Origin of the sequence: Sphingobium rhizovicinum (assembly GCF_042647625.1) — a bacterium.
Taxonomy (GTDB): domain Bacteria; phylum Pseudomonadota; class Alphaproteobacteria; order Sphingomonadales; family Sphingomonadaceae; genus Sphingobium; species Sphingobium rhizovicinum.
The window spans coordinates 734,847-754,552 of sequence record NZ_JBHRVU010000004.1; the positions used below are offsets into that span (position 1 = coordinate 734,847).

The 19,706-nt window shown below is 64.8% G+C and carries 22 protein-coding genes; 12 read left to right on the plus strand and 10 right to left on the minus strand.

The features are described from left to right. The first annotated feature begins 19 nt into the window (after window positions 1-19). The 5 genes from ACFOKF_RS04975 (at window position 20) to ACFOKF_RS04995 (ending at window position 3,145) form a co-directional block, all read left to right on the plus strand. Window positions 20-1,327 (plus strand): radical SAM protein, encoded by a 1,308-nt coding sequence (locus ACFOKF_RS04975; RefSeq protein ID WP_380793674.1) that lies wholly within the window; start codon window positions 20-22, stop codon window positions 1,325-1,327. Further along, window positions 1,317-1,547 (plus strand): hypothetical protein, encoded by a 231-nt coding sequence (locus ACFOKF_RS04980; RefSeq protein WP_380793676.1) that lies wholly within the window; start codon window positions 1,317-1,319, stop codon window positions 1,545-1,547. The genes ACFOKF_RS04975 and ACFOKF_RS04980 overlap by 11 nt, the downstream gene beginning before the upstream one ends. A gap of 98 nt (window positions 1,548-1,645) precedes the next feature. Continuing rightward, on the plus strand, window positions 1,646-1,816 hold the full coding sequence (locus ACFOKF_RS04985; RefSeq protein WP_380793678.1) for a hypothetical protein: 171 nt from the start codon (window positions 1,646-1,648) through the stop codon (window positions 1,814-1,816). 72 nt (window positions 1,817-1,888) lie between these two features. Next, window positions 1,889-2,482 (plus strand): nitroreductase family protein, encoded by a 594-nt coding sequence (locus ACFOKF_RS04990; protein WP_380793680.1) that lies wholly within the window; start codon window positions 1,889-1,891, stop codon window positions 2,480-2,482. 93 nt (window positions 2,483-2,575) lie between these two features. After that, on the plus strand, window positions 2,576-3,145 hold the full coding sequence (locus tag ACFOKF_RS04995; protein WP_380793682.1) for a PAS domain-containing protein: 570 nt from the start codon (window positions 2,576-2,578) through the stop codon (window positions 3,143-3,145). Window positions 3,146-3,151: 6 nt separating this feature from the next. Here ACFOKF_RS04995 and ACFOKF_RS05000 read toward each other — a convergent pair whose 3' ends face one another. The 5 genes from ACFOKF_RS05000 to ACFOKF_RS05020 all read right to left on the minus strand — a co-directional run bounded on the left by ACFOKF_RS05000 (window position 3,152) and on the right by ACFOKF_RS05020 (window position 7,309). Then, window positions 3,152-3,880 (minus strand): winged helix-turn-helix domain-containing protein, encoded by a 729-nt coding sequence (locus ACFOKF_RS05000; RefSeq protein WP_380793684.1) that lies wholly within the window; start codon window positions 3,878-3,880, stop codon window positions 3,152-3,154. Between the two features lie 61 nt (window positions 3,881-3,941). Continuing rightward, window positions 3,942-4,781: a 2,3,4,5-tetrahydropyridine-2,6-dicarboxylate N-succinyltransferase gene (dapD, locus tag ACFOKF_RS05005; protein ID WP_380793685.1), complete on the minus strand. Its 840-nt coding sequence runs from the start codon at window positions 4,779-4,781 to the stop codon at window positions 3,942-3,944. A 3-nt stretch (window positions 4,782-4,784) separates the two neighbouring features. After that, complete coding sequence (locus ACFOKF_RS05010; protein ID WP_380793687.1) at window positions 4,785-5,450, minus strand: pyrimidine 5'-nucleotidase; 666 nt, start codon at window positions 5,448-5,450, stop codon at window positions 4,785-4,787. Window positions 5,451-5,514: 64 nt separating this feature from the next. Next, entirely contained in the window at window positions 5,515-6,390 is an 876-nt protein-coding gene (locus ACFOKF_RS05015) for an LOG family protein (protein WP_380793689.1), read from the minus strand. Between the two features lie 238 nt (window positions 6,391-6,628). Continuing rightward, window positions 6,629-7,309: an extensin-like domain-containing protein gene (locus tag ACFOKF_RS05020; RefSeq protein ID WP_380797659.1), complete on the minus strand. Its 681-nt coding sequence runs from the start codon at window positions 7,307-7,309 to the stop codon at window positions 6,629-6,631. Window positions 7,310-7,470: 161 nt separating this feature from the next. On the opposite strand from ACFOKF_RS05020, the gene ACFOKF_RS05025 reads away from it, so the two are divergent. From ACFOKF_RS05025 to ACFOKF_RS05035, 3 genes are all read left to right on the plus strand, one after another. Then, entirely contained in the window at window positions 7,471-8,634 is a 1,164-nt protein-coding gene (locus ACFOKF_RS05025) for a phosphoserine transaminase (protein ID WP_380793691.1), read from the plus strand. Between the two features lie 111 nt (window positions 8,635-8,745). Next, window positions 8,746-10,326 carry a phosphoglycerate dehydrogenase gene (serA, locus tag ACFOKF_RS05030; protein WP_380793693.1) on the plus strand — a complete coding sequence of 527 codons (1,581 nt, stop codon included), beginning with the start codon at window positions 8,746-8,748 and terminating at the stop codon, window positions 10,324-10,326. 80 nt (window positions 10,327-10,406) lie between these two features. Continuing rightward, entirely contained in the window at window positions 10,407-11,537 is a 1,131-nt protein-coding gene (locus ACFOKF_RS05035) for an ATP phosphoribosyltransferase regulatory subunit (RefSeq protein WP_380793695.1), read from the plus strand. Window positions 11,538-11,544: 7 nt separating this feature from the next. On the opposite strand, the gene ACFOKF_RS05040 is transcribed toward ACFOKF_RS05035, so the two are convergent. After that, window positions 11,545-11,973: a DUF5990 family protein gene (locus ACFOKF_RS05040; protein WP_380793697.1), complete on the minus strand. Its 429-nt coding sequence runs from the start codon at window positions 11,971-11,973 to the stop codon at window positions 11,545-11,547. A gap of 39 nt (window positions 11,974-12,012) precedes the next feature. Continuing rightward, a complete protein-coding gene (locus tag ACFOKF_RS05045) occupies window positions 12,013-12,906 on the minus strand; it encodes an alpha/beta hydrolase (RefSeq protein ID WP_380797661.1) in 894 nt (297 codons plus the stop codon). Window positions 12,907-13,134: 228 nt separating this feature from the next. Here ACFOKF_RS05045 and ACFOKF_RS05050 point away from each other — a divergent pair, with 228 nt between their 5' ends. The 3 genes from ACFOKF_RS05050 (at window position 13,135) to ACFOKF_RS05060 (ending at window position 15,366) form a co-directional block, all read left to right on the plus strand. Next, window positions 13,135-14,424 carry an adenylosuccinate synthase gene (locus ACFOKF_RS05050; RefSeq protein ID WP_380793699.1) on the plus strand — a complete coding sequence of 430 codons (1,290 nt, stop codon included), beginning with the start codon at window positions 13,135-13,137 and terminating at the stop codon, window positions 14,422-14,424. Window positions 14,425-14,553: 129 nt separating this feature from the next. Beyond that, complete coding sequence (locus ACFOKF_RS05055) at window positions 14,554-14,736, plus strand: hypothetical protein (RefSeq protein WP_380793701.1); 183 nt, start codon at window positions 14,554-14,556, stop codon at window positions 14,734-14,736. Between the two features lie 60 nt (window positions 14,737-14,796). Then, entirely contained in the window at window positions 14,797-15,366 is a 570-nt protein-coding gene (locus tag ACFOKF_RS05060; protein ID WP_380793703.1) for an NADPH-dependent FMN reductase, read from the plus strand. Here the strand turns inward: ACFOKF_RS05060 and ACFOKF_RS05065 are convergent. Continuing rightward, window positions 15,329-15,946, minus strand: coding sequence for a Pr6Pr family membrane protein (locus ACFOKF_RS05065; protein ID WP_380793705.1), 618 nt, complete (start codon window positions 15,944-15,946; stop codon window positions 15,329-15,331). The genes ACFOKF_RS05060 and ACFOKF_RS05065 overlap by 38 nt on opposite strands. Beyond that, complete coding sequence (locus tag ACFOKF_RS05070; protein WP_380793707.1) at window positions 15,943-17,256, minus strand: dicarboxylate/amino acid:cation symporter; 1,314 nt, start codon at window positions 17,254-17,256, stop codon at window positions 15,943-15,945. The genes ACFOKF_RS05065 and ACFOKF_RS05070 overlap by 4 nt, the downstream gene beginning before the upstream one ends. A gap of 140 nt (window positions 17,257-17,396) precedes the next feature. On the opposite strand from ACFOKF_RS05070, the gene ACFOKF_RS05075 reads away from it, so the two are divergent. Continuing rightward, the gene (locus ACFOKF_RS05075) at window positions 17,397-18,281 is read left to right on the plus strand and encodes a bestrophin family protein (RefSeq protein ID WP_380793709.1); all 885 of its coding nucleotides are present in this window, start codon (window positions 17,397-17,399) and stop codon (window positions 18,279-18,281) included. A gap of 63 nt (window positions 18,282-18,344) precedes the next feature. Here the strand turns inward: ACFOKF_RS05075 and ACFOKF_RS05080 are convergent, their stop codons facing one another. After that, window positions 18,345-19,676: a dicarboxylate/amino acid:cation symporter gene (locus ACFOKF_RS05080; RefSeq protein WP_380793711.1), complete on the minus strand. Its 1,332-nt coding sequence runs from the start codon at window positions 19,674-19,676 to the stop codon at window positions 18,345-18,347. Window positions 19,677-19,706: the final 30 nt, after the last annotated feature.

Sequence of the window (19,706 nt, forward strand, 5' to 3'; positions counted from 1 at the left end):
GCGATGCGATCGTCCGGTCATGTGGACCTATCACCCCGACCTGCTGGCCCGGCCGGTGCCGCGCTACACCAGCTATCCCACCGCCGCGCAATTTGGCGATACTGTCGGGGCGGCTGATCTGGCCGTGCGGCTCGACGCGCTGCCGGCCGATGCGCCGCTCTCCCTCTATATCCATATCCCCTATTGCCACGACATATGCTGGTATTGCGGCTGCAACACCGGCGCGGCGAACAAGGCGCAGCGCCTGTCCGCCTATGTCGAGGCGCTGGAGCGCGAAATCGCGATGATCGCCGCGCGACTGGGCGGGCGGGGAAGGGTGACGCGCATCGCCTTTGGCGGGGGCAGCCCCAATTCGCTGCCGTTGGTCGATTTCATTCGCCTGCTCCAGCAACTGACGCTCTGTTTCGAGACGCGGGATGCGCAGATTTCGGTCGAACTGGACCCGCGCCGGCTGGATGGGCCATGGATCGATGCGATGGCGGCGATGGGCGTCGACCGGGTCAATCTGGGCGTGCAGACCTTCACCCCCCATGTGCAGGCGCGGATCGGGCGGGTGCAGCCGATCGACATGGTGGAGCGCGCGGTCGAGGGCTTCGCCCGCGTCGGCATCGCGACCGGCTTCGATCTGATGTACGGGTTGCCGGGCCAGACGATGGACGATCTGCTGGCGACTCTGGACGCCAGCGTGCGGATGGCGCCGGCGCGGATCGCCTTGTTCGGCTATGCCCATATGCCGCGCCTGTTGCCGCGCCAGCGCCGGATCGATGCGGCGGACCTGCCCGATCTGGCGACCCGCTTCGCCATGGCGGGGGCGGGGCATGAAAGATTGCGGGCGGCGGGCTATGACGCGATCGGCTTCGATCATTTCGCGCTGCCGGGCGACGGGCTGGCGCTGGCGGCCCGACTGGGGCAGCTGCGGCGCAATTTTCAGGGTTTCACCGATGATCCGGCCGATGTGCTGCTGGGCTTTGGCGCCAGCGCGATCAGCCAGTTTCCCGATCTGATCGTCCAGAATGAAAAGCGCGCCGGGCCATGGCGCGACCGGATCGACAGCGGTCAACTGAGCGCGGCGCGCGGCACGCTGCGCACGGCCGACGATCGCCGGCGCGGTCGGGTGATAGAGGCGCTGCTATGCCGGGGCGAGGCGCAGCTGGGTGAAGGCATGGCCATGCCCGACCTGTCGCGGTTCGCGGCGCTGGCGCTGGTGCGGATAAGCCCCGGCCGGGTGGCGCTGACGCCGCAGGCTTTGCCCTATGCCCGCGCCATCGCCGCCTGTTTCGACGCCTATCTGCAACCGGCCGAACAACGGTTCAGCCATGCGGTTTAGCGGCCTGATGCTGCTGGCGCTGATCGCCACGGCGATTGCGCCGCATGCCGCGATGGCGACGCCGGGGGGCATGCAGGCGGGATTTTGCGGCCCGCCGCCGCCCGGCTGGACGCCGCCGGGCAAGCGCAGGGAACCGGGACGGGGCGAGCCGGATGCGGCCTGCCACCTGATGGCGTGCGACCGGCGGAAGGCGGATCGTAAGGCGCGCGTGCCCGCCTGATCCCCCGATAGCTTTTCTGTCCGCAACGCCAGCATTGCTTGCGCGCCGATACTCTATAGTATCGGTAGATAAGCCGTGCGAATCGGTCGAGAGGACATATGCAGGACGATCTTGAACAGGATGGGCTTTTTGCCCGCTGGCGCACCCGCCTGTCGCAGGCGTTGTTGCGCGAGCCTGCCATCGTGCTGCTGGAGCGCGATGCCGACGCCCTGATCGCGGCGCGCGAAGAGCCTGTTTCGCAAGCCACCTTGTGCGAAAGCGTCGGCTGACCTCTTCGCATTTGCGGCAAAGCGCCTACATCGGGCTGGTTCCACCGTCGCAACAGTCTTTCAGGAGAAAGCATGGCCACCAATATCCGCGCCGTCACGCGCGCCGTCGACACATTGTTCCTCGATCGCTGGTCGCCCCGCGCCTTTGATGGGTCGGCCATTTCGCAGGATGATCTGGACACGATTTTCGACGCGGCCCGCTGGGCGCCGTCGGCGTTTAATTACCAGCCCTGGCGCTTTCTCTACGCCCATCGCGACAGCGCCGACTGGCAGCGTTTTCTGAACGTGCTGCTGCCCTTCAACCAGAGTTGGGTTCAGCATTCCGGCGCGATCGTCTTCATCCTGTCCGACACGCTGATGGCGGCGCCGGGATCGGAAGATTATAAGCCGTCGCACAGCCATAGTTTCGACGCGGGCGCGGCCTGGGCGCTGCTGGCGTTGCAGGCAACACGGCTGGGCTATCACACCCATGGCATGACCGGCGTCGATTTCGACAAGGCGCGCGCGGAGTTGGGCGTGCCCGACCGCTTCCGGATCGAGGCGGCGGTCGCGATCGGCAAGCAGGGCGACAAGACGGTTCTGCCCGAAGCCCTTCAGGCGCGAGAATTCCCCAGCGATCGCAAGCCGATCGAGGACTTTGCCTTCGCCGGCAACTTCCCGGGCTGATTTGAGCGGCTTGCGACTAGGGTCCAGATTGGGCAACATGACAGGAGGGCGCTGCGTCCGCAGCGCCCTTTTTCGTTATCTGGTGCCCTGTCCATGTCCCTGTCCGAAATGATTGCCGGAAGCGCCATGGCGGCGGTCATCACCAATCCGCGCCTGCCCGACAATCCAATCGTCGAATGCAACGACGCTTTCATCGCGCTGACCGGCTATGCCCGTGACGAGATTATCGGGCGCAATTGCCGTTTTCTTGCCGGAGGGGATCCGGAATGCGCGGCGACCCATCTGATCCGGGCAGGATTGCGCGACGAGCGGCCGGTGCTGGTCGAACTGCGCAATTTCCGCAAGGATGGCACGGCTTTCCGCAACGCCGTGATGATCGCGCCGATCTTTGCGGCGGACGGCAGCGTCGATTATTTTCTGGGATCGCAGGTTGCGGTGCAGGATGGGCGGGCGGATGACGCGCGTGACCGGATCGCGGCGCTGACCGATCGTCAGCGCACGGTGCTGATCGCGATGGCGGAAGGGCGGCTGAACAAGCAGATCGCGTTTGATCTGGGCCTGACCGAGCGGACGGTGAAGATGCACCGCGCCGCGATGCTGCGCGCGCTGGACGTGCGCACGGCGGCGGAGGCGATTCGCCTTGCGATCGAGGCAGGGCTGTAAAATTTTTCAGTGCGTCACGGGATGAACGAACATATAGCCTTCGTTGCGGATGGTGCGGATCACCGGACCTTTCAGGCCGCTGGCGGACAATTTGCGGCGCAGGCGGCATAGCTGCACGTCGATCGACCTGTCGAAATGGTCGCTGGTCGATCCATAGACCTGATCGAGCAACTGGCCGCGATCCAACACTTTGCGCGGATGCTGGATGAAGACCCGGAGCAGCTGAAACTCGCCGTCGGACAGGGCGACGGGCGCGCCGATGGGGGTGAAAAGCTGGCCCGTGGTCAGGTCAACGCGCCACCCTTCGAACGACGCGACGGCGCGGCCGGCCGCCCTGTCCGGTTGCGCCGCCATGCGGGCGCGGCTGCGCAGCGTGGTGCGGATGCGGGCCAGCAATTCGCGCGGATTGGCGGGTTTGCACAGGCAATCTTCCGCGCCCATTTCCAGCGCGGCGATCCGCTCCCCATCGACGCAGGCGGCCGAATGGACGATTACCGGCAGGCGGCGTTCGATCGCCAGATCGCGCAGCACGGCCGGCGCTTCGCCCGGCACGCTCATGATGTCGAGGATCACCAGCGCATAGTCCTGCCCCGCCAGCCGGTCGCGCATCTGCCCGGCGCTTTGCGCGGCGTCGATCACGAAGCCATAAGGGGCGAATTCATCCGCCAGGCTGGCCAGCAGGCCGGTGTCCTTGTCGACGATAAGGAGGCGACTATGGGAAGCTGTCATGCCCATGCAGACGGCGCCGTCGCCGCAAAACCGTGGGCGGCGCATGGTTGCGCCGCCCGGCTTATGATCAGTCGCGCAGCAGTTCGTTGATGCCCGTCTTCGACCGGGTCTGGGCGTCGACGCGTTTGACGATCACGGCGCAATAGAGGCTGGGGCCGGGCGTGCCGTCGGGCAGGGGCTTGCCGGGCAGGCTGCCGGGGACGACGACCGAGTAAGGCGGGACTTCGCCGATGAAGACTTCGCCGGTGGCGCGGTCGACGATCTTGGTCGACATGCCGATGAACACGCCCATCGAGAGCACCGAACCCTTGCCGATGCGCACGCCTTCCACCACTTCGGAGCGCGCGCCGATGAAGCAGTCATCCTCGATGATGACCGGGTCGGCCTGAAGCGGTTCCAGCACGCCGCCGATGCCGACGCCGCCCGACAGATGGACATTCTTGCCGATCTGGGCGCAGCTGCCGACCGTGACCCAGGTGTCGACCATCGTGCCTTCATCGACGAACGCGCCGATGTTGACGAAGCTGGGCATCAGGATGACATTCTTGGCGATATGCGCGCCGGCGCGGGCGAAGCTGCCCGGCACGGCGCGGAAGCCGGCGGCGCGGAAGGCGGCCTCGTCCCAGCCGGCGAACTTGCTGGGCACCTTGTCCCACCAATGGCCCGCGCCGGGGCCATTGTCGATCATGGCGTTGTCGTTCAGGCGGAAGGAGAGCAGCACGGCCTTCTTGGCCCATTGATTGACCTGCCAGCCATCGGCGGTCGGCTGCGCGACGCGCAGTTCGCCGCTGTCGAGCAGGGCGAGCGCCTTGTCGACCGCCTGGCGGACGTCGCCCTGCGTCTGAAGGTTGACGTTGGCGCGGTCTTCCCACGCGGCGTCGATGGTGGCGATCAGGTCTTGGCTCATGGTTCAGTCCCCAATGATGTCGGCCAGAAATGGCGTCAGATGGTCGGTTTCGAAATCGATGAAATCGGGATGATGGTCATGGTCGCCCGCTTCGGAACCGTTATTGACCCAGATGGTGGTCATGCCGATCGCCTTGGCCGGGCGCAGGTTGCGGGCCATATCCTCGAAAAAGGCGGCGCGGGTCGGATCGATGGCATGGACGCGGCAAAGCTGGTCATAGCCCGACGGGTCGGGCTTGGGCACATATTGGCAGGCGTGGATGTCGTGGATCAGTTCGAACGCGCCGGTCAGGCCGAGCTTGTCGAGCACGCGGCCCGCATAGGCGGCGTCGCCATTGGTGAAGATCAGGCGGCGGCCCGGCAGCGCGGCGATGCGTGCATTGAGATCGGCGTCGACCGTCAGCCGCTCCATCGAAATGTCATGGACATAGTCGAGAAACTCGCGCGGTTCGATCCCGTGATGGTGCATCAGCCCCGACAGGGTCGTGCCATGCTCCATGAAATAGCGTTTCTGGGTCTGGCGGGCGATGACCGGATCACAGCCGAGCAGACCCTGAATATATTCGCCCATCTTGACGTCGATCAGCGCGAACAGGTCCGCCTTCGCCGGATAGAGCGTATTGTCCAGATCGAAGATCCAGCTGTCGATATGGGCCATATCCGCGCGCATGGCCGCGCCCTAGTCTTACCGGGCGGGGAGGGCAAGGGGACAGCGCGCGGAAGCCGTAGAGGGATCAGCAGGTCGGTGCTGCGCTGTCCTGATAGAAACGCTGGACCGCAGCCCAGGCGTCTTCGGCGGTTTCGACCCAGGTGAGGAGGTTGAGGTCGCTGGGCGCAATCACGCCTTCGTCGGCCAGCGCCTCGAAATCGACCACCCGGTTCCAGAAATCCTTGCCGAACAGCAGGATCGGGATCGGCTTCATCTTGCCGGTCTGAATGAGGGTCAGCAGTTCGAACATTTCGTCGAACGTGCCGAAGCCGCCGGGGAAGACCGCCAGCGCGCGGGCGCGCAGCAGGAAATGCATCTTGCGCAGCGCGAAATAATGGAACTGGAAGCTGAGTTCCGGGGTGACATAGGGGTTGGGCGCCTGTTCGTGCGGCAGGACGATGTTCATGCCGATCGTGCTCTGGCCGACATCCTGCGCGCCGCGATTGGCCGCCTCCATGATCGAAGGGCCGCCGCCCGAACAGACGACGAAGTGGCGGCACCCCGCTTCGTTCACCGGATATTGGGCGGCGATGCGGGCGAGTTTGCGCGCCTCGTCATAATAGACCGCCTTCTTGCCCAGATTTTCGGCGATGCGCTTTTGCTGGGGCGTGGCGGCGGCGTCGATCCGCGCCTGCACCTGATCGGGCTGGGGGATGCGGGCGGAGCCGTAGAAGACGAAGGTCGATTCGATCTTCGCCTCATCCATTAGCAATTGGGGTTTCAGCAATTCCAGCTGGAAGCGGACCGGGCGCAGATCCTCTCGCAGCAGAAATTCGGCGTCCTGAAAAGCCAGCTTATAGGCTTCACTGCGGGTTTGTGGGGTGCCGGTCTGCTTGGCGGCGTCATCGGCCTCTTCGCGGGCCGGGCGGAATTTGCGTTCTTCAATCTCTTTTTTCGTCATTCGCATCAACCTAGTGCGCGACAGCGACAAATCCAAGACCGCAGTCATGCCGGGGCGAGACGGCGGCGGCAGGCACCCTTAACTTCGCATATTTTCCGCCGAATTCGACATAAAGTTACAATGCCCTGATCCTATCGGAAAGTCGGACTGCGGGACTGGCGACAATCTGATCATCGCAAAAACGGGCCATGTAGGACAGGAGTAGCGCTACAGTGGCCAAAGCCGCCCTCCTGACGCTTTAGCGGCAAAACCCTCCACGCCCGCCCATGTCGAAATGAAAATGGTCGTGATGGGCGGCGTTGTAATTGGGGCTGAGCACGGTGTTGAACCGCTTGCAGGCGCTGGCATGGATGGCGGCCAGAAACTGGCGCGTCTGCCGATCGCCGTTCCAGTCCTTCTGAATGCTGATGCGCCGCCCGTCGGACAGGACGAAGGCGGATACGTCGATCGCATTGCTGTGCGCATGTTCGCTCAACTTTCCGCTGCCCGCGATCGGCCGGCAATTATAGGTGCCGAACGTCTCTATCTTCTCGATTTCCGCGCCCAGGATCAGGCGTGCGGCCGGCTGCACGCCATAGCGCGCCCAGGCGGCGAAATTGGCGGCGAGGTTGCAGGTCATCGCGCCGACCCCGGTGGTTGGCACGCCGATGTCGGTCAGCTTGACGCTGCCGACTGCGCTGCATCCTCCGCCGAAATGCCGGTCGGGCAGGGGGGTGAAGGAGACGGATTGCGATTCGAGTTTCGCGAAACATTGCCGTGTGTCCAGCGCCGGTTGGGCCGGCGCGCGCACCGGCTTCGACGCCTGCGCGACCCGCCCGCGCGGGACCAGATCGCCACCGCACGCGCTCAGCATCATTGCGCTTAGCACGGCCAGGGCCGCGCCGCGCAGAAAACCCGTTTCCGTCACCCGCTCTTCCATGAATCGGGTGTTTACCATCGCAAATCTTTACGAAAGTTAACGAATGCCACCGTTCGTCGCATTTTCACATTCGGCTTGACTCTTTTGCCGGCGACATTAGTGCGGCCGACGGGCCACGCGGTCCCAACGCCGCGCGTGCTCTCTGTAAGGAGACGCATTACATGACTGATTTGACTGCCGTTGACGCCACCCTTGCGCCTGCCGCAAAGCCCGTAAGCCGTCCGGCCCGCCCCTTTTTCTCTTCCGGTCCCTGCGCCAAGCCTCCGGGCTGGGATGCCGCCAAGCTGGCGACGGAGTCGCTCGGCCGTTCGCACCGCGCCAAGATCGGCAAGACCCGCCTTGCCTATAGCATCGACCTGATGCGCGAGATGCTGAACCTGCCCGACACGCACCGCATCGGCATCGTGCCGGGTAGCGACACCGGCGCCTTTGAAATGGCGATGTGGACGATGCTGGGCGCCCGTCCGGTCACGACGCTGGCCTGGGAAAGCTTTGGCGAAGGCTGGGTGACGGACGCCGCCAAGCAGCTGAAGCTGGACCCCACCGTGATCCGCGCCGACTATGGCCAGCTGCCCGACCTGTCGACCGTCGATTTCTCGAACGACGTGCTGTTCACCTGGAACGGCACCACGTCGGGCGTGCGCGTGCCGAATGCCGACTGGATTCCGGCCGACCGTGAAGGCCTGACCTTCGCCGACGCGACCAGCGCCGTGTTCGCTTATGACATTGACTGGACCAAGATCGACGTCGCCACCTTCTCCTGGCAGAAGGTGCTGGGCGGCGAAGGCGGCCATGGCGTGCTGATCCTTGGCCCCCGCGCGGTTGAGCGGCTGGAAAATCACACGCCCGCATGGCCGCTGCCCAAGGTGTTCCGCCTGATGGCGAAGGGCAAGCTGGCCGAAGGCGTGTTCAAGGGCGAAACCATCAACACCCCGTCCATGCTGGCGGTGGAAGATGCGATCTTCGCGCTGGAATGGGGCAAGTCGCTGGGCGGTTTGCAGGGCCTGATCGCGCGCAGCAACGCCAATGCGGCGGCGCTGAACAAGATCGTCGAAGAACGGGATTGGTTGGGCCATCTCGCCGCCGATGAAGCATCGCGGTCGACCACCAGCGTCTGCCTGACGGTCGAGGGGGCGGACGAAGCCTTCATCAAGGCGTTCGCCGCTCTCCTCGAAAAGGAAGGCGCCGCTTATGACGTCGCGGGTTATCGCGACGCCCCGGCGGGCCTGCGCATCTGGTGCGGCGCGACCGTCGAGACGGCGGACATCGAGGCGCTCGGCCCGTGGCTCGACTGGGCCTATGCCCAGACGAAGGCTGCCGCTTAACCCAATTCTATGCCGTGCTCCTGCGAAAGCAGGAGCCCAGGGCGGCCAAGTTCCGCCCATGAACCCTGGGCTCCTGCTTTCGCAGGAGCGCCAAGAGACAAGGATATTCCCATGCCTAAAGTCCTTATTTCCGACAAGATGGACCCCCGCGCCGCTGCGATCTTCAAGGAGCGCGGCGTCGAAGTCGACGTCATCACCGGCAAGACGCCCGAAGAACTGATCGCCATCATCGGCGACTATGATGGCCTGGCCATCCGTTCGTCCACCAAGGTGACGAAGGAAATCCTGGACGCCGCGACCAACCTGAAGGTCATCGGCCGCGCCGGCATCGGTGTCGACAATGTCGACATTCCTTATGCCTCGTCCAAGGGCGTGATCGTGATGAACACGCCGTTCGGCAACTCCATCACCACCGCCGAACATGCCATTGCCCTGATGTTCGCGCTCGCCCGCCAACTGCCCGAAGCCAATGCCCAGACGCAGCAGGGCCTGTGGCCCAAGAACGGCTTCATGGGCGTGGAAGTCACCGGCAAGACGCTGGGCCTGATCGGGGCCGGCAATATCGGTTCGATCGTCGCCACCCGCGCGCTGGGCCTGAAGATGAAGGTCGTTGCCTTCGACCCGTTCCTGACGCCGGAACGCGCCATCGAAATGGGTGTGGAAAAGGCCGATCTCGACACGCTGCTGGCCAAGGCCGACTTCATCACGCTGCACACGCCGCTGACCGACCAGACGCGCAACATCCTGTCGAAGGAAAATCTGGCCAAGACCAAGAAGGGCGTGCGCATCATCAACTGTGCGCGTGGTGGCCTGATCGACGAAGCGGCGCTGAAGGACGCGCTGGATTCGGGGCAGGTGGCGGGCGCCGCGCTGGACGTGTTCCAGACCGAGCCGGCCAAGGAATCGCCGCTGTTCGGCACCCCCAACTTCATCTGCACCCCGCATCTGGGCGCGTCGACCGACGAAGCGCAGGTCAATGTGGCGTTGCAGGTCGCCGATCAGCTGTCCGACTATCTGCTGGACGGCGGCATCACCAATGCGCTGAACGTGCCGTCGCTGTCGGCCGAGGAAGCGCCGAAGCTGAAGCCCTATATGGCGCTGGCGGAAAAGCTGGGCAGCCTTGTCGGCCAGCTGGAAGGCGATGCCATCACCGGCGTTGCCGTGGAAGTCGAGGGCCATGCCGCCGAACTGAACCAGAAGCCGATCACTGCCGCCGTTCTCGCCGGGCTGATGCGCGTCTATTCGGACACGGTGAACATGGTCAACGCGCCCTTCCTGGCGAAGGAGCGCGGCCTTGACGTGCGCGAAGTGCGCCATGATCGTGAGGGCGACTATCAGACGCTGGTGCGCGTCACCGTCAGCACCGCCAATGGTGACAAGTCGGTTGCCGGCACGCTGTTCGGCCACGCCCAGCCGCGTCTGGTCGAACTGTTCGGCATCAAGGTGGAAGCCGATCTGGACGGTCAGATGCTCTACATCGTCAATCAGGATGCGCCCGGCTTCATCGGCCGTCTGGGTTCCACGCTGGGCGAGGCGCAGGTCAATATCGGCACCTTCCACCTGGGCCGTCGCGATCAGGGCGGCGAAGCCGTGCTGCTGCTGTCGGTCGACGGCACCGTGGCCGAACCGCTGCGCTGGGAAATCTGCAACCTGACCGGCGTCAAGACGGTGAAGCTGCTGCGCTTCGCGTAAGCTGCCCGAAAAACCCTCTCCCCGCCGGGGAGAGGGTTGGGGATGGCCTAACCCCAAAATTCCGCTAAAGGGCCTGTCCCATGACCATGATCCCGCCCGGCCTTCTTCCCGAAGGATTATCCGACCGCCTGCCGCCGCAGGCCGAAGCCTCTGCGCGTCTGGCGCGCCGCGTGCTGGATACGGTGGCGACCCATGGCTATGAACGGGTCATGCCGCCGCTCGCGGAGTTTGAGGATACGCTGACCCAGCGGCTCAAATCCATGCGCGCGCAGGATCTGGTGCGCGCGGTTGACCCGGTGTCGCAGCGCACGCTGGCCTTTCGTCCAGACATGACGGCGCAGGTCGGCCGTATCGCCGCCACTCGCCTGCGGGCCGCGCCGCGCCCGCTGCGCCTGTCCTATGCCGGGCCGGTGATTCGCCAGAAGGCGAGCCAGCTTCGCCCCGAGCGCGAGAAGATGCAGTTGGGCGCCGAACTGATCGGCAGCGACAGCGCGGCTGCGGCGGTCGAGATCGTCAATATCGCGATCGAGGCGTTGCAGGCGGCTGGCGTGACCGGCATCACCATCGACTTCACCTTACCCGATCTGATCGACGCGCTGGCCGCCGGGCCGCTGCCGCTCGCGCCCAATGAGGTGGAGGCGGTGCGTACCGAACTGGACGCCAAGGATGCCGGCGCGCTGGTGGCGATCAGCCCGGCGGCGGCGGCCTATCTGCCGCTGATCGAGGCGACTGGTCCCTTCCATGCGGCGATGGCGCGGCTGGAGGCGTTCAGCGCCAGCATCGGCGGCGCGATCGACAGCCGCATTGCGGGCCTGCGCGCCATTGCTAAGCCGATCGGCTGGGACATCACCCTGACGCTCGATCCGACCGAGCGGCATGGCTTTGAATTCCAGAACTGGTTCGGCTTCTCCATCTTTGCCGAAGGGTTCATTGGCGAGATCGGCCGTGGCGGCAGCTACGCCATTGCGCGGGCCGATGGCGCGGACGAGCCGGCCATGGGCTTCTCGCTCTATCCCGATCCGCTGATCGATGCGGGCTTTGGCGGCGACAGCCCCAAGCGCCTGTTCCTGCCGCTGGGCGCCGATGCCGGACGCGCGGCTGAACTGCGGGGGGAAGGATGGCACACGGTTGCCGCCTTGTCCGAAGACGAGGACGGCGCGGCCCAGCGCTGTTCGCACTGGCTGGATGGGGCGGAGCCGCGCGCTTACTGATCCGGCTTCAGCGTTCGACCGGCTGGCGGCGGATCGGCGGCACCGTGGCGCAGGCGGGGGTGCCGTCCTTGCCGGTGCCGTTCACCACTATCTCGATGCCGCGCGCCTCGATCGCGCGGGCCAGCAGCGTTTCGTCCAGATCGTGAATGTCGATCTTCATCCGGCGCGACCAGTCTGAGGCCGGATCGCCGGCAAGCTGGCCGATGCGGATATAGATAAAGCGTCGGACCGGCCCTTCGCGACGGACCTGGTCGCCGAAAAATTTCGGGCCGGGGGCGATGCGGATTGGCAGGTCGAAGGACAGCGGTTCGCCGGTTTGCGACGTCTTCGGATCGAGTGGCTGATCGTCCTTGGCTTGCAGGCTGTAGCGCACGCCGATCACCGGCTGTTCGATGAGGATGCGCAAACGGATTGCGATCTGGTCTGCCTTCGCCATGGATGTGTGTAGCCCGCGCGGGGCGGGAAAGCGAGGGGGCTAACCGATCAGCTGCTTCAGCCATGCATCCACGATTGCGGTGCCCGGATAGGCGGGATCGCCCATCGACCGGTTGATCTGCATATGGCCGCGCAGGCCGCGCCCTTCCAGCGCATGGACTTCGACCGGGGTGCCGGCTTGTTTGAGGGCGGCGGCGAGGGCGTTGGACTGGGCGGTTCCGTCTGTCCGGTCGACATGCAGGATCAGGAAGGCAGGGGCGTTGGGCTTTGCCGCCTGTAATGTCGGCGACAGCGATTTTTGTCGGGCCGGATCGGCGCCGAAGGCCTGTTCATAGGTGCCGGCCATGGCGCGGCCGCCTTCCTGCATCTGGCGTGGGACGTCATAGGCTGCGCCGTCGAGCGGGATGACGCCCTTGACCGCATCGGGCTGCAATCCGGCCTTGGTGAAGTAGCGCATGTCTGTGCCGACCAGCGCGACGAGATGCGCGCCCGCGCTATGGCCCATCAGGATGATGCGGTCAGGATCGAAGCCCATTGCCCCCGCCTTGCCACGCAGAGAGGCGATCGCGTCCGCCACATCCTGCGCCTGCTGCTCGACCGTGGCGTCGGGCACCAGCCGGTAGTTGATCGAGGCGAAGGCATAGCCAAGGCCGGTATAATGATCGACCTTGGTCGCGCCGGTGGCATTGTCCTTGTCGCCTCGCTTCCAGCCGCCGCCATGGACGAAGAGGATCAGCGGCGGCTTCGTGCCCTTGCCCGGCCAAAAGTCGAGCGTCTGGAGCGCATCCTTGCCATAGGCCATGGCCTGCCCGCCCGGTGCGGTCTGCTGCCCTTCGGCCAGACGCGCACGCCAGCGTTCGCGCAGCGTCTGCGCGTCGGCAGCACCGGCCGTCAGCAGGGCAGGGATCAGGAACAGGGCAAGTCGTCCACGCATCATCTTCTTCCTTATGTCCGCCCCGCGCCTATGATCGTCGGGCGGCAAGCCGTTGTAAACCCGCGACGCTGTATCAAAGTGTAATGCCCCTCCCGCCTTGACGCGCCGCGCCCACGCGGGTAACGCGCGCCCCGCATAGGGTGCTGCGGCGCCCGCTCTATCCCACCGGCATGCCGAGTCCCGTCGAAGGGCATGGCCGGTCCGCGCGGCGGGCGGAGGACTGTATCCATGGCAAATGTAACCGTGATCGGCGCTCAGTGGGGCGACGAAGGCAAGGGCAAGATCGTCGACTGGCTGTCGGAACGCGCCGATGTCGTCGCCCGTTTCCAGGGCGGGCATAATGCCGGCCATACGCTCGTCGTTGGCGAGAAGGTCTACAAGCTGTCGCTGCTGCCTTCGGGCATCGTGCGGGGCACGCTCAGCGTCATCGGCAATGGCGTGGTGCTGGACCCCTGGCATTTCCGCGATGAAGTGGCCAAGCTGAAGGGGCAGGGCGTGGAAATCACGCCGGCCAATCTCCAGATCGCCGAAACCTGCCCGCTGATCCTGCCCTTCCACCGCGACCTCGACGGTCTGCGCGAGGATGCGTCGGGCGCCGGCAAGATCGGCACCACCCGTCGCGGCATCGGCCCGGCCTATGAGGACAAGGTCGGTCGTCGCGCCATCCGCGTGTGCGATCTGGCCCATCTGGATGATCTGGACCTTCAGATCGACCGTCTGACCGCCCATCACGATGCGCTGCGCGCCGGCTTTGGCGAAGCGCCGATCGACCGCGCCCAGCTGATGGCGGACCTGACCGAAATCGCCGAGTTCATCCTGCCCTTCGTGAAGCCTGTCTGGCTGACGCTGAACAAAGCGAAGGCGGCCGGCCAGCGCATCCTGTTCGAAGGCGCGCAGGGCACTTTGCTCGACATCGACCATGGCACCTATCCTTTCGTCACCTCCTCCAACACGGTGGCGGGCACGGCGGCGAGTGGCACCGGCCTTGGCCCCAATGGCGCCGGCTTCGTGCTGGGCATCGTCAAGGCCTACACCACGCGCGTCGGCTCCGGCCCGTTCCCGACCGAGCAGGAAAATGACGTCGGCCAGCGCCTGGGCGAGCGGGGCCATGAATTTGGCACCGTCACCGGCCGCAAGCGCCGCTGCGGCTGGTTCGACGCGGTGCTGGTGCGCCAGTCGGTCGCCGTATCGGGCGTCACCGGCATTGCGCTGACCAAGCTGGACGTGCTGGACGGATTTGAGGAACTGCAAATCTGTGTCGGTTACAAGATTGGCGACCAGACGTTCGACTATCTGCCCGCCCATGCGCAGGATCAGGCGAAGGCCGAGCCGATCTATGAAACGATCGGCGGCTGGAGCGAAACCACGGCCGGCGCGCGCAGCTGGGCCGAACTGCCGGCGCAGGCGATCAAATATATCCGCCGGATCGAAGAGCTGATCGGCTGCCCGGTCACGCTGGTTTCCACCAGTCCGGAACGCGACGACACCATCCTCGTCCGCGATCCTTTTGCGGATTAAGCTTTTTGGGTTTCAGCTAAGCTGAAACAGATCGGCGCCGGCCCTCTCCCCCACCCGACCACCCATATGATACTGCCGTTGGGTGGTCGGGTGGGGGAGAGGGCCGGTGCGGCGACAAAGGAAAAACTCATGGCAGGCGATCGTTTCGAACGGCACAAACAGCCCTGGACTCAGGAGGAGATCCAGAAGCTGCATATGCTCGCCAAGAAGGGCATGGCGCTGAAGGCGATCGCCAAGGCGCTGACCCGCAGCGAGGAGTCGACCAAGGCCCGCGCCAAGCAGGACGGGCTGAACATCGCCAAATTGCGGTAAGAGTGGACGTTTGCGGGCGCCGATGCGACAAGCTTTCCGACATCATGGGGAAAGCTTGGCATGGCGCTCGATATTCTCGTCCTCTACGGCTCCTATCGGCGCGGCCGGCTGGGCATTCGTCTGGCCGATTATCTGGTCCGGGGCTTCGAAGGGCTGGGCCACAAGGCGCGGCTGGTTGACGCCAAGGCGGTTGACCTGCCCATGCTGGACCTGCGCTATAGCGATTATCCCGCTGGTCAGGCGCCTGCCGCCATGGCGCAACTGGCCGATCGCTTGTCCACCGCCGATGCCTTCGTCTTTGTCGCGGGCGAATATAATCGGGGCATGCAGCCGGGCCTTAAAAATCTGGTCGATCATTATCTTAAGGAGTTTGACCGCCGCCCGGCCGCCATCGCCAGCTATTCGGCGGGCCGCTTTGCCGGGGTGAACAGCCATGCCGACTGGACGGTGACGCTGTCGGCCATGGGCATGGCCATCGTGCCGGAGCGGTTGAGCGTGGGCCAGATCGGCCAGACGCTGGACGAACAGGCGCAGCCGCAGGGGGAGGGCGGCGCGGCGCTGGAGCGCGGTTTCGCCGGCTTTGCAAAGAGCCTTATCTGGTGGGGCGAAGCCGCGAAGGCTGCCCGCTAAGCCGCCGGTCGATCCAGACCAGCGCATGGCCCGCCAGCACGAAACCGATCGCGATGAGCAGGGCGTTGATCGCGACCTGCGCGATGCCCAGCTTTGCGACGTTGATGAAGGGATAGGCATAGATGCCCTCTGCCATGCCGCGCAGCAGGGCATAGGGCAGGTAAAGCGCCGGATATAGCGCCCATATCCAGGGATCGGACCGGCGCAGGCCGCCCTTGCACGCGAAGGCCAGCCACCAAAGCAGCGCCAATATCGGCGCCGCCTTGTGCAGCAATGTGTCGGCCAGCAGGGCCGCGCCGTTAAGATGCAGCAGCCCGCGCAACAGGGTGGCGGCCACGATGCCGACCAGCAGGATCGCTAATATGATCCCGCCAGTCCAGCGCGGCGTCACTGGCCGCCCGGCCGCCAGCGCCGAGAAAATCAGCGCCACCGCCATATTGGTGAGGATGGTGAAGAAGCGGAGCAAGATCCACAGCGTCGCCCCGACCGATCCGGTCTGTCCGTGGGTCACGCGAAACTGGAGGATAAGGCCCGCCAGCGCCGTGAGCGCGACGATTGCGGCGGCGATGCGCGCGATCATGCTTGCGCCGCCTGCCGCCCGTCATCCTCACCCGCCGATATGACCGTGGCGGCCACCAGATCGCCGGTGACGTTGAGCGCGGTGCGGCACATGTCGAGGAAACGGTCGACGCCCAGCACCAGTCCGATCCCTTCGGGCGGCACGCCGACCATGCCCAGGATCATGGCCACCACCGGCAGCGACCCGGCCGGCACGCCCGCCGTGCCCACGCCGCCCAGGATGCACACCAGCATCACCATCAATTGCTGGCTGAGCGAGAGGTCGACGCCGAAGAACTGGGCGAGGAAGATGACCGTGATGCCTTCGAACATCGCGGTGCCATTCTGGTTGGCGGTGGCCCCGATCGTCAGGACGAAGCGGGCGATGCGGCGCGGCAGGCGCAGATTATCCTCCGCCACGCGAATGGCGGTGGGCAGGGTGGCGTTGGAGGAGGCGGTGGCGAAGGCCATGACGCTCGCCTCCTGCACGGCCGCGAAGAAGCGCAGCGGCGACCGGCGCGCCAGAAAGGCGATCAGTAGAGAATAGACGCCGAACATCTGGAGGCCGAGCGCCAGCAGCACCACGCCGACATAGGCGGACAGGCGGATCAGCAGATCCCAGCCGAATTGCGCGGCCAGATTGAACATGAAGCAGGCGATGGCGACCGGCGCGATGCGGATGACAATGCCCATCAGCCGCATCGTGACTTCGAACAGGCCCTCCATCGCGCTCAGCAGCAATTGGGTTTCCTTCGTCTGCACCAGCACGAGGCCAATGCCGAAGAAGAGGGCGAAGACCATCACCGCCAATATGTCATTGTCCGCCATGGCGCGGACGATGTTCTGCGGAATGATGTTCAGCAGCGCCTCCATGCCCGACGGCGTTTCGCCGCCGCGGTCGAGGATCGCCTTCGCGCCCTGACCGGCGTCGGCCAGCAGCGCCTGCGCCTGGGCGGGATCGACGCCGCCGCCGGGCCGCAGCAGATTGACCAGCAACAGGCTGACCGCCACGGCGATGCCTGACACGATCAGCGTGTAGACCAATGTCCGCACGCCCACGCGCCGCAGCGAGCGCAATTCGCCCATTTCCGCGATGCCCACGATCAGCGCCGACACCAGCAGCGGAATGACCAGCATGAATAGCAGCCGCAGGAATATCTGCCCGATTGGGCCGGTGACATAGGTGGTGACGCTATCGACCCAGCGTGCGTCGGGCGCGGTCATATAGACGATGAGACCCACGATCAGTCCGGTCAGGAACCCGGCCAGCATCTGCCATTGAAGCGAGAGCGCCGCCTTCTTCTCGCCTGCGTCAGTCGCTTCGTTCGTCATGCCCGCCTCCCGCTGGATTGTTGTTTAACGACCCACAACTGCGCAGGTTGCAGTCGCAGCAATGTTTCGTTTCGCTATGGCATCAAGGGAGCATTTGCGGGCCATTAGGCGTTGCTGCGGTTCATCATCAGGAGTTTTGCATGATCGTCGATGCCGTCCCCAGTATGCGTCGGATAGCGTCCGAAATATGGAAGCCGCTCACTGCCCTGTTCGTGTGGGACTGCGCGGTCACGATTGCCTATTATCTTCTGCCCTTCAAGGCGCCCTCGCTGCCGCTGACCATCTTTGGTTCGGCGCTGGCGCTGTTTCTGGGGTTTCGATCCAACAGCGCCTATCAGCGCTGGTGGGAGGCGCGGACCTTGTGGGGGGCGATGATCAATGCGTCGCGCAGCCTGTCGCGCGCCACGCGCAATTTCCTGCCAGATCCGCAGGCAAGAGACATGAAACGCGAAATCGTGAAGCGCCAGATCGCCTATGTGAACGCGCTGCGGTATCAGTTGCGCCGTCAGCCGATCGACGATCAGGTTACGAAATTCCTGCTGGAACGGGACAAGACCCATGCGTTGGCCCGGTCCAATCCGGCCAACGGTCTGCTCGACAGCACGGGCCGGCGGATCGACATGGCGCGGCAGGAAGGCTGGATCGACACCATCCAGCAGGCGCAGATGGAGCGGGTGCTGGTCGACATCGCCAATGCGCAGGGTGGCATGGAGCGGCTGAAGAATACGCCGCTGCCGTTCCAATATCGCTTCATCCCGACCGCCTTCACCCATTTGTTCTGCATATTGCTGCCCATCGGCCTGGTGGAATCGCTGGGTTTTGCGACTCCGTTGGGATCGACGGTCGCGGGCCTGATGTTCATGGCGGTGCTGCGGATCGGCGACGACCTGACCGATCCTTTTGCCGACAGCGTGCATGACGTGCCGCTGACCGCCATGTGCCGCACGATCGAGATCGACCTGCTGCAATCGATTGGCGATCCCGCGCCCGATCCGGTCAAGCCGGTCCGCGGCGTGCTGTGGTGAAAGAAAAAGAGCCTTCGTTCGATGGGAACGGAGGCTCTTTTCATGTCAGGGGAAGGGCGGCCGTCAGCCCTTCCGATTTTCGTCCACCATGTCGGACGCCAGCTCCAGCCCGGCGCGGCCGTGCGCGGCGGTATGGGACGGCGCCTTGGGATGGGGAACGTCGATATCCTCCTCGACCTCCAGCATGCCTTCCCATTTGGTGATGACCGATGTGGCGATGGCGTTGCCCAGCACGTTGGTGGCGGTGCGGCCCATGTCCATGAAATGATCGACCGCCAGAATGAAGGCCACGCCCTCGACCGGCAGGTCGAATTGGCCCAGCGTGGCGGCAACCACCACCAGCGATGCCCGCGGCACGGCGGCGATGCCCTTGCTCGTCACCATCAGCACCAGCAGGATCGTGATCTGCGTCGCGATCGGCAGGTCGATGCCATAGGCCTGGGCGATGAAGATGGTGGCGAAGGTCGAGTACATCATCGACCCGTCGAGGTTGAAGCTGTAGCCGAGCGGCAGCACGAAGCTGTAGATGCGGCGCGGAATGCCGAACCGGTCGAGCTGTTCCAGCATCTTGGGATAGGCGGCTTCCGACGAGGCGGTCGAGAAGGCGATCAGCAGCGGTTCGCGCACGTAGCGGATCAGCTTCACCATCCGCTTGCCCAGGAAGATGGCGCCTGCGCCGAACAGCAGCAGCCACAGGCAGAAAAGGGCGATGTAAAATTCGCCGACCAGCGCGCCATATGTCTTGAGCACGCCCAGCCCCTGCACCGTAACCGACGAGGCCAGCGCGCCGAACACCGCGAAGGGGGCGACGCGCATGACATAGCCCGTCACCTGCAACATCAGTTCGACCATCGATTCGATGACGGTGATGATCGGCTTGCCCTTGTCGCCGATGGCGGTCAGCGCGACGCCCACGAACAGCGAGAAGACGACGATCTGGAGGATCTGGTTATCCGCCATCGCCCCGATCATCGATGTGGGGAAGACATGCAGGATGAAGTCGCGGAAATTGAGCCCTTCGGTGCTGACGCCCGAATCCGCGCCCGACCGGACCAGGTTGAGGCCGGCGCCGGGTTCAAAGAAATTGACGAAGATCAGGCCCAGCGTCAGCGAAATGAGGCTGGCGATGATGAACCAGGCGAGCGCGCGCCCGCCGATCCGCCCCAGCGCCGCGCTGTCGCCCATATGGGCGATGCCCGCAACCAGCGTCGAAAACACCAGCGGGGCGATGATCATCTTGATAAGGTGAAGGAAAATATCCGCCAGCAGGTGGAAATAACCCGCCACATCCTTCGCCAGCGTGGCGTCGCCACCGATCATCTGATTGGCCACGAAGCCCGTGAGCACCCCCAGCACCATGCCGATGAGGATGAAGGCCGTCAGTCTGTTTCGCATCAAATTCCTCATGGGCCGCGCATGGCAAGC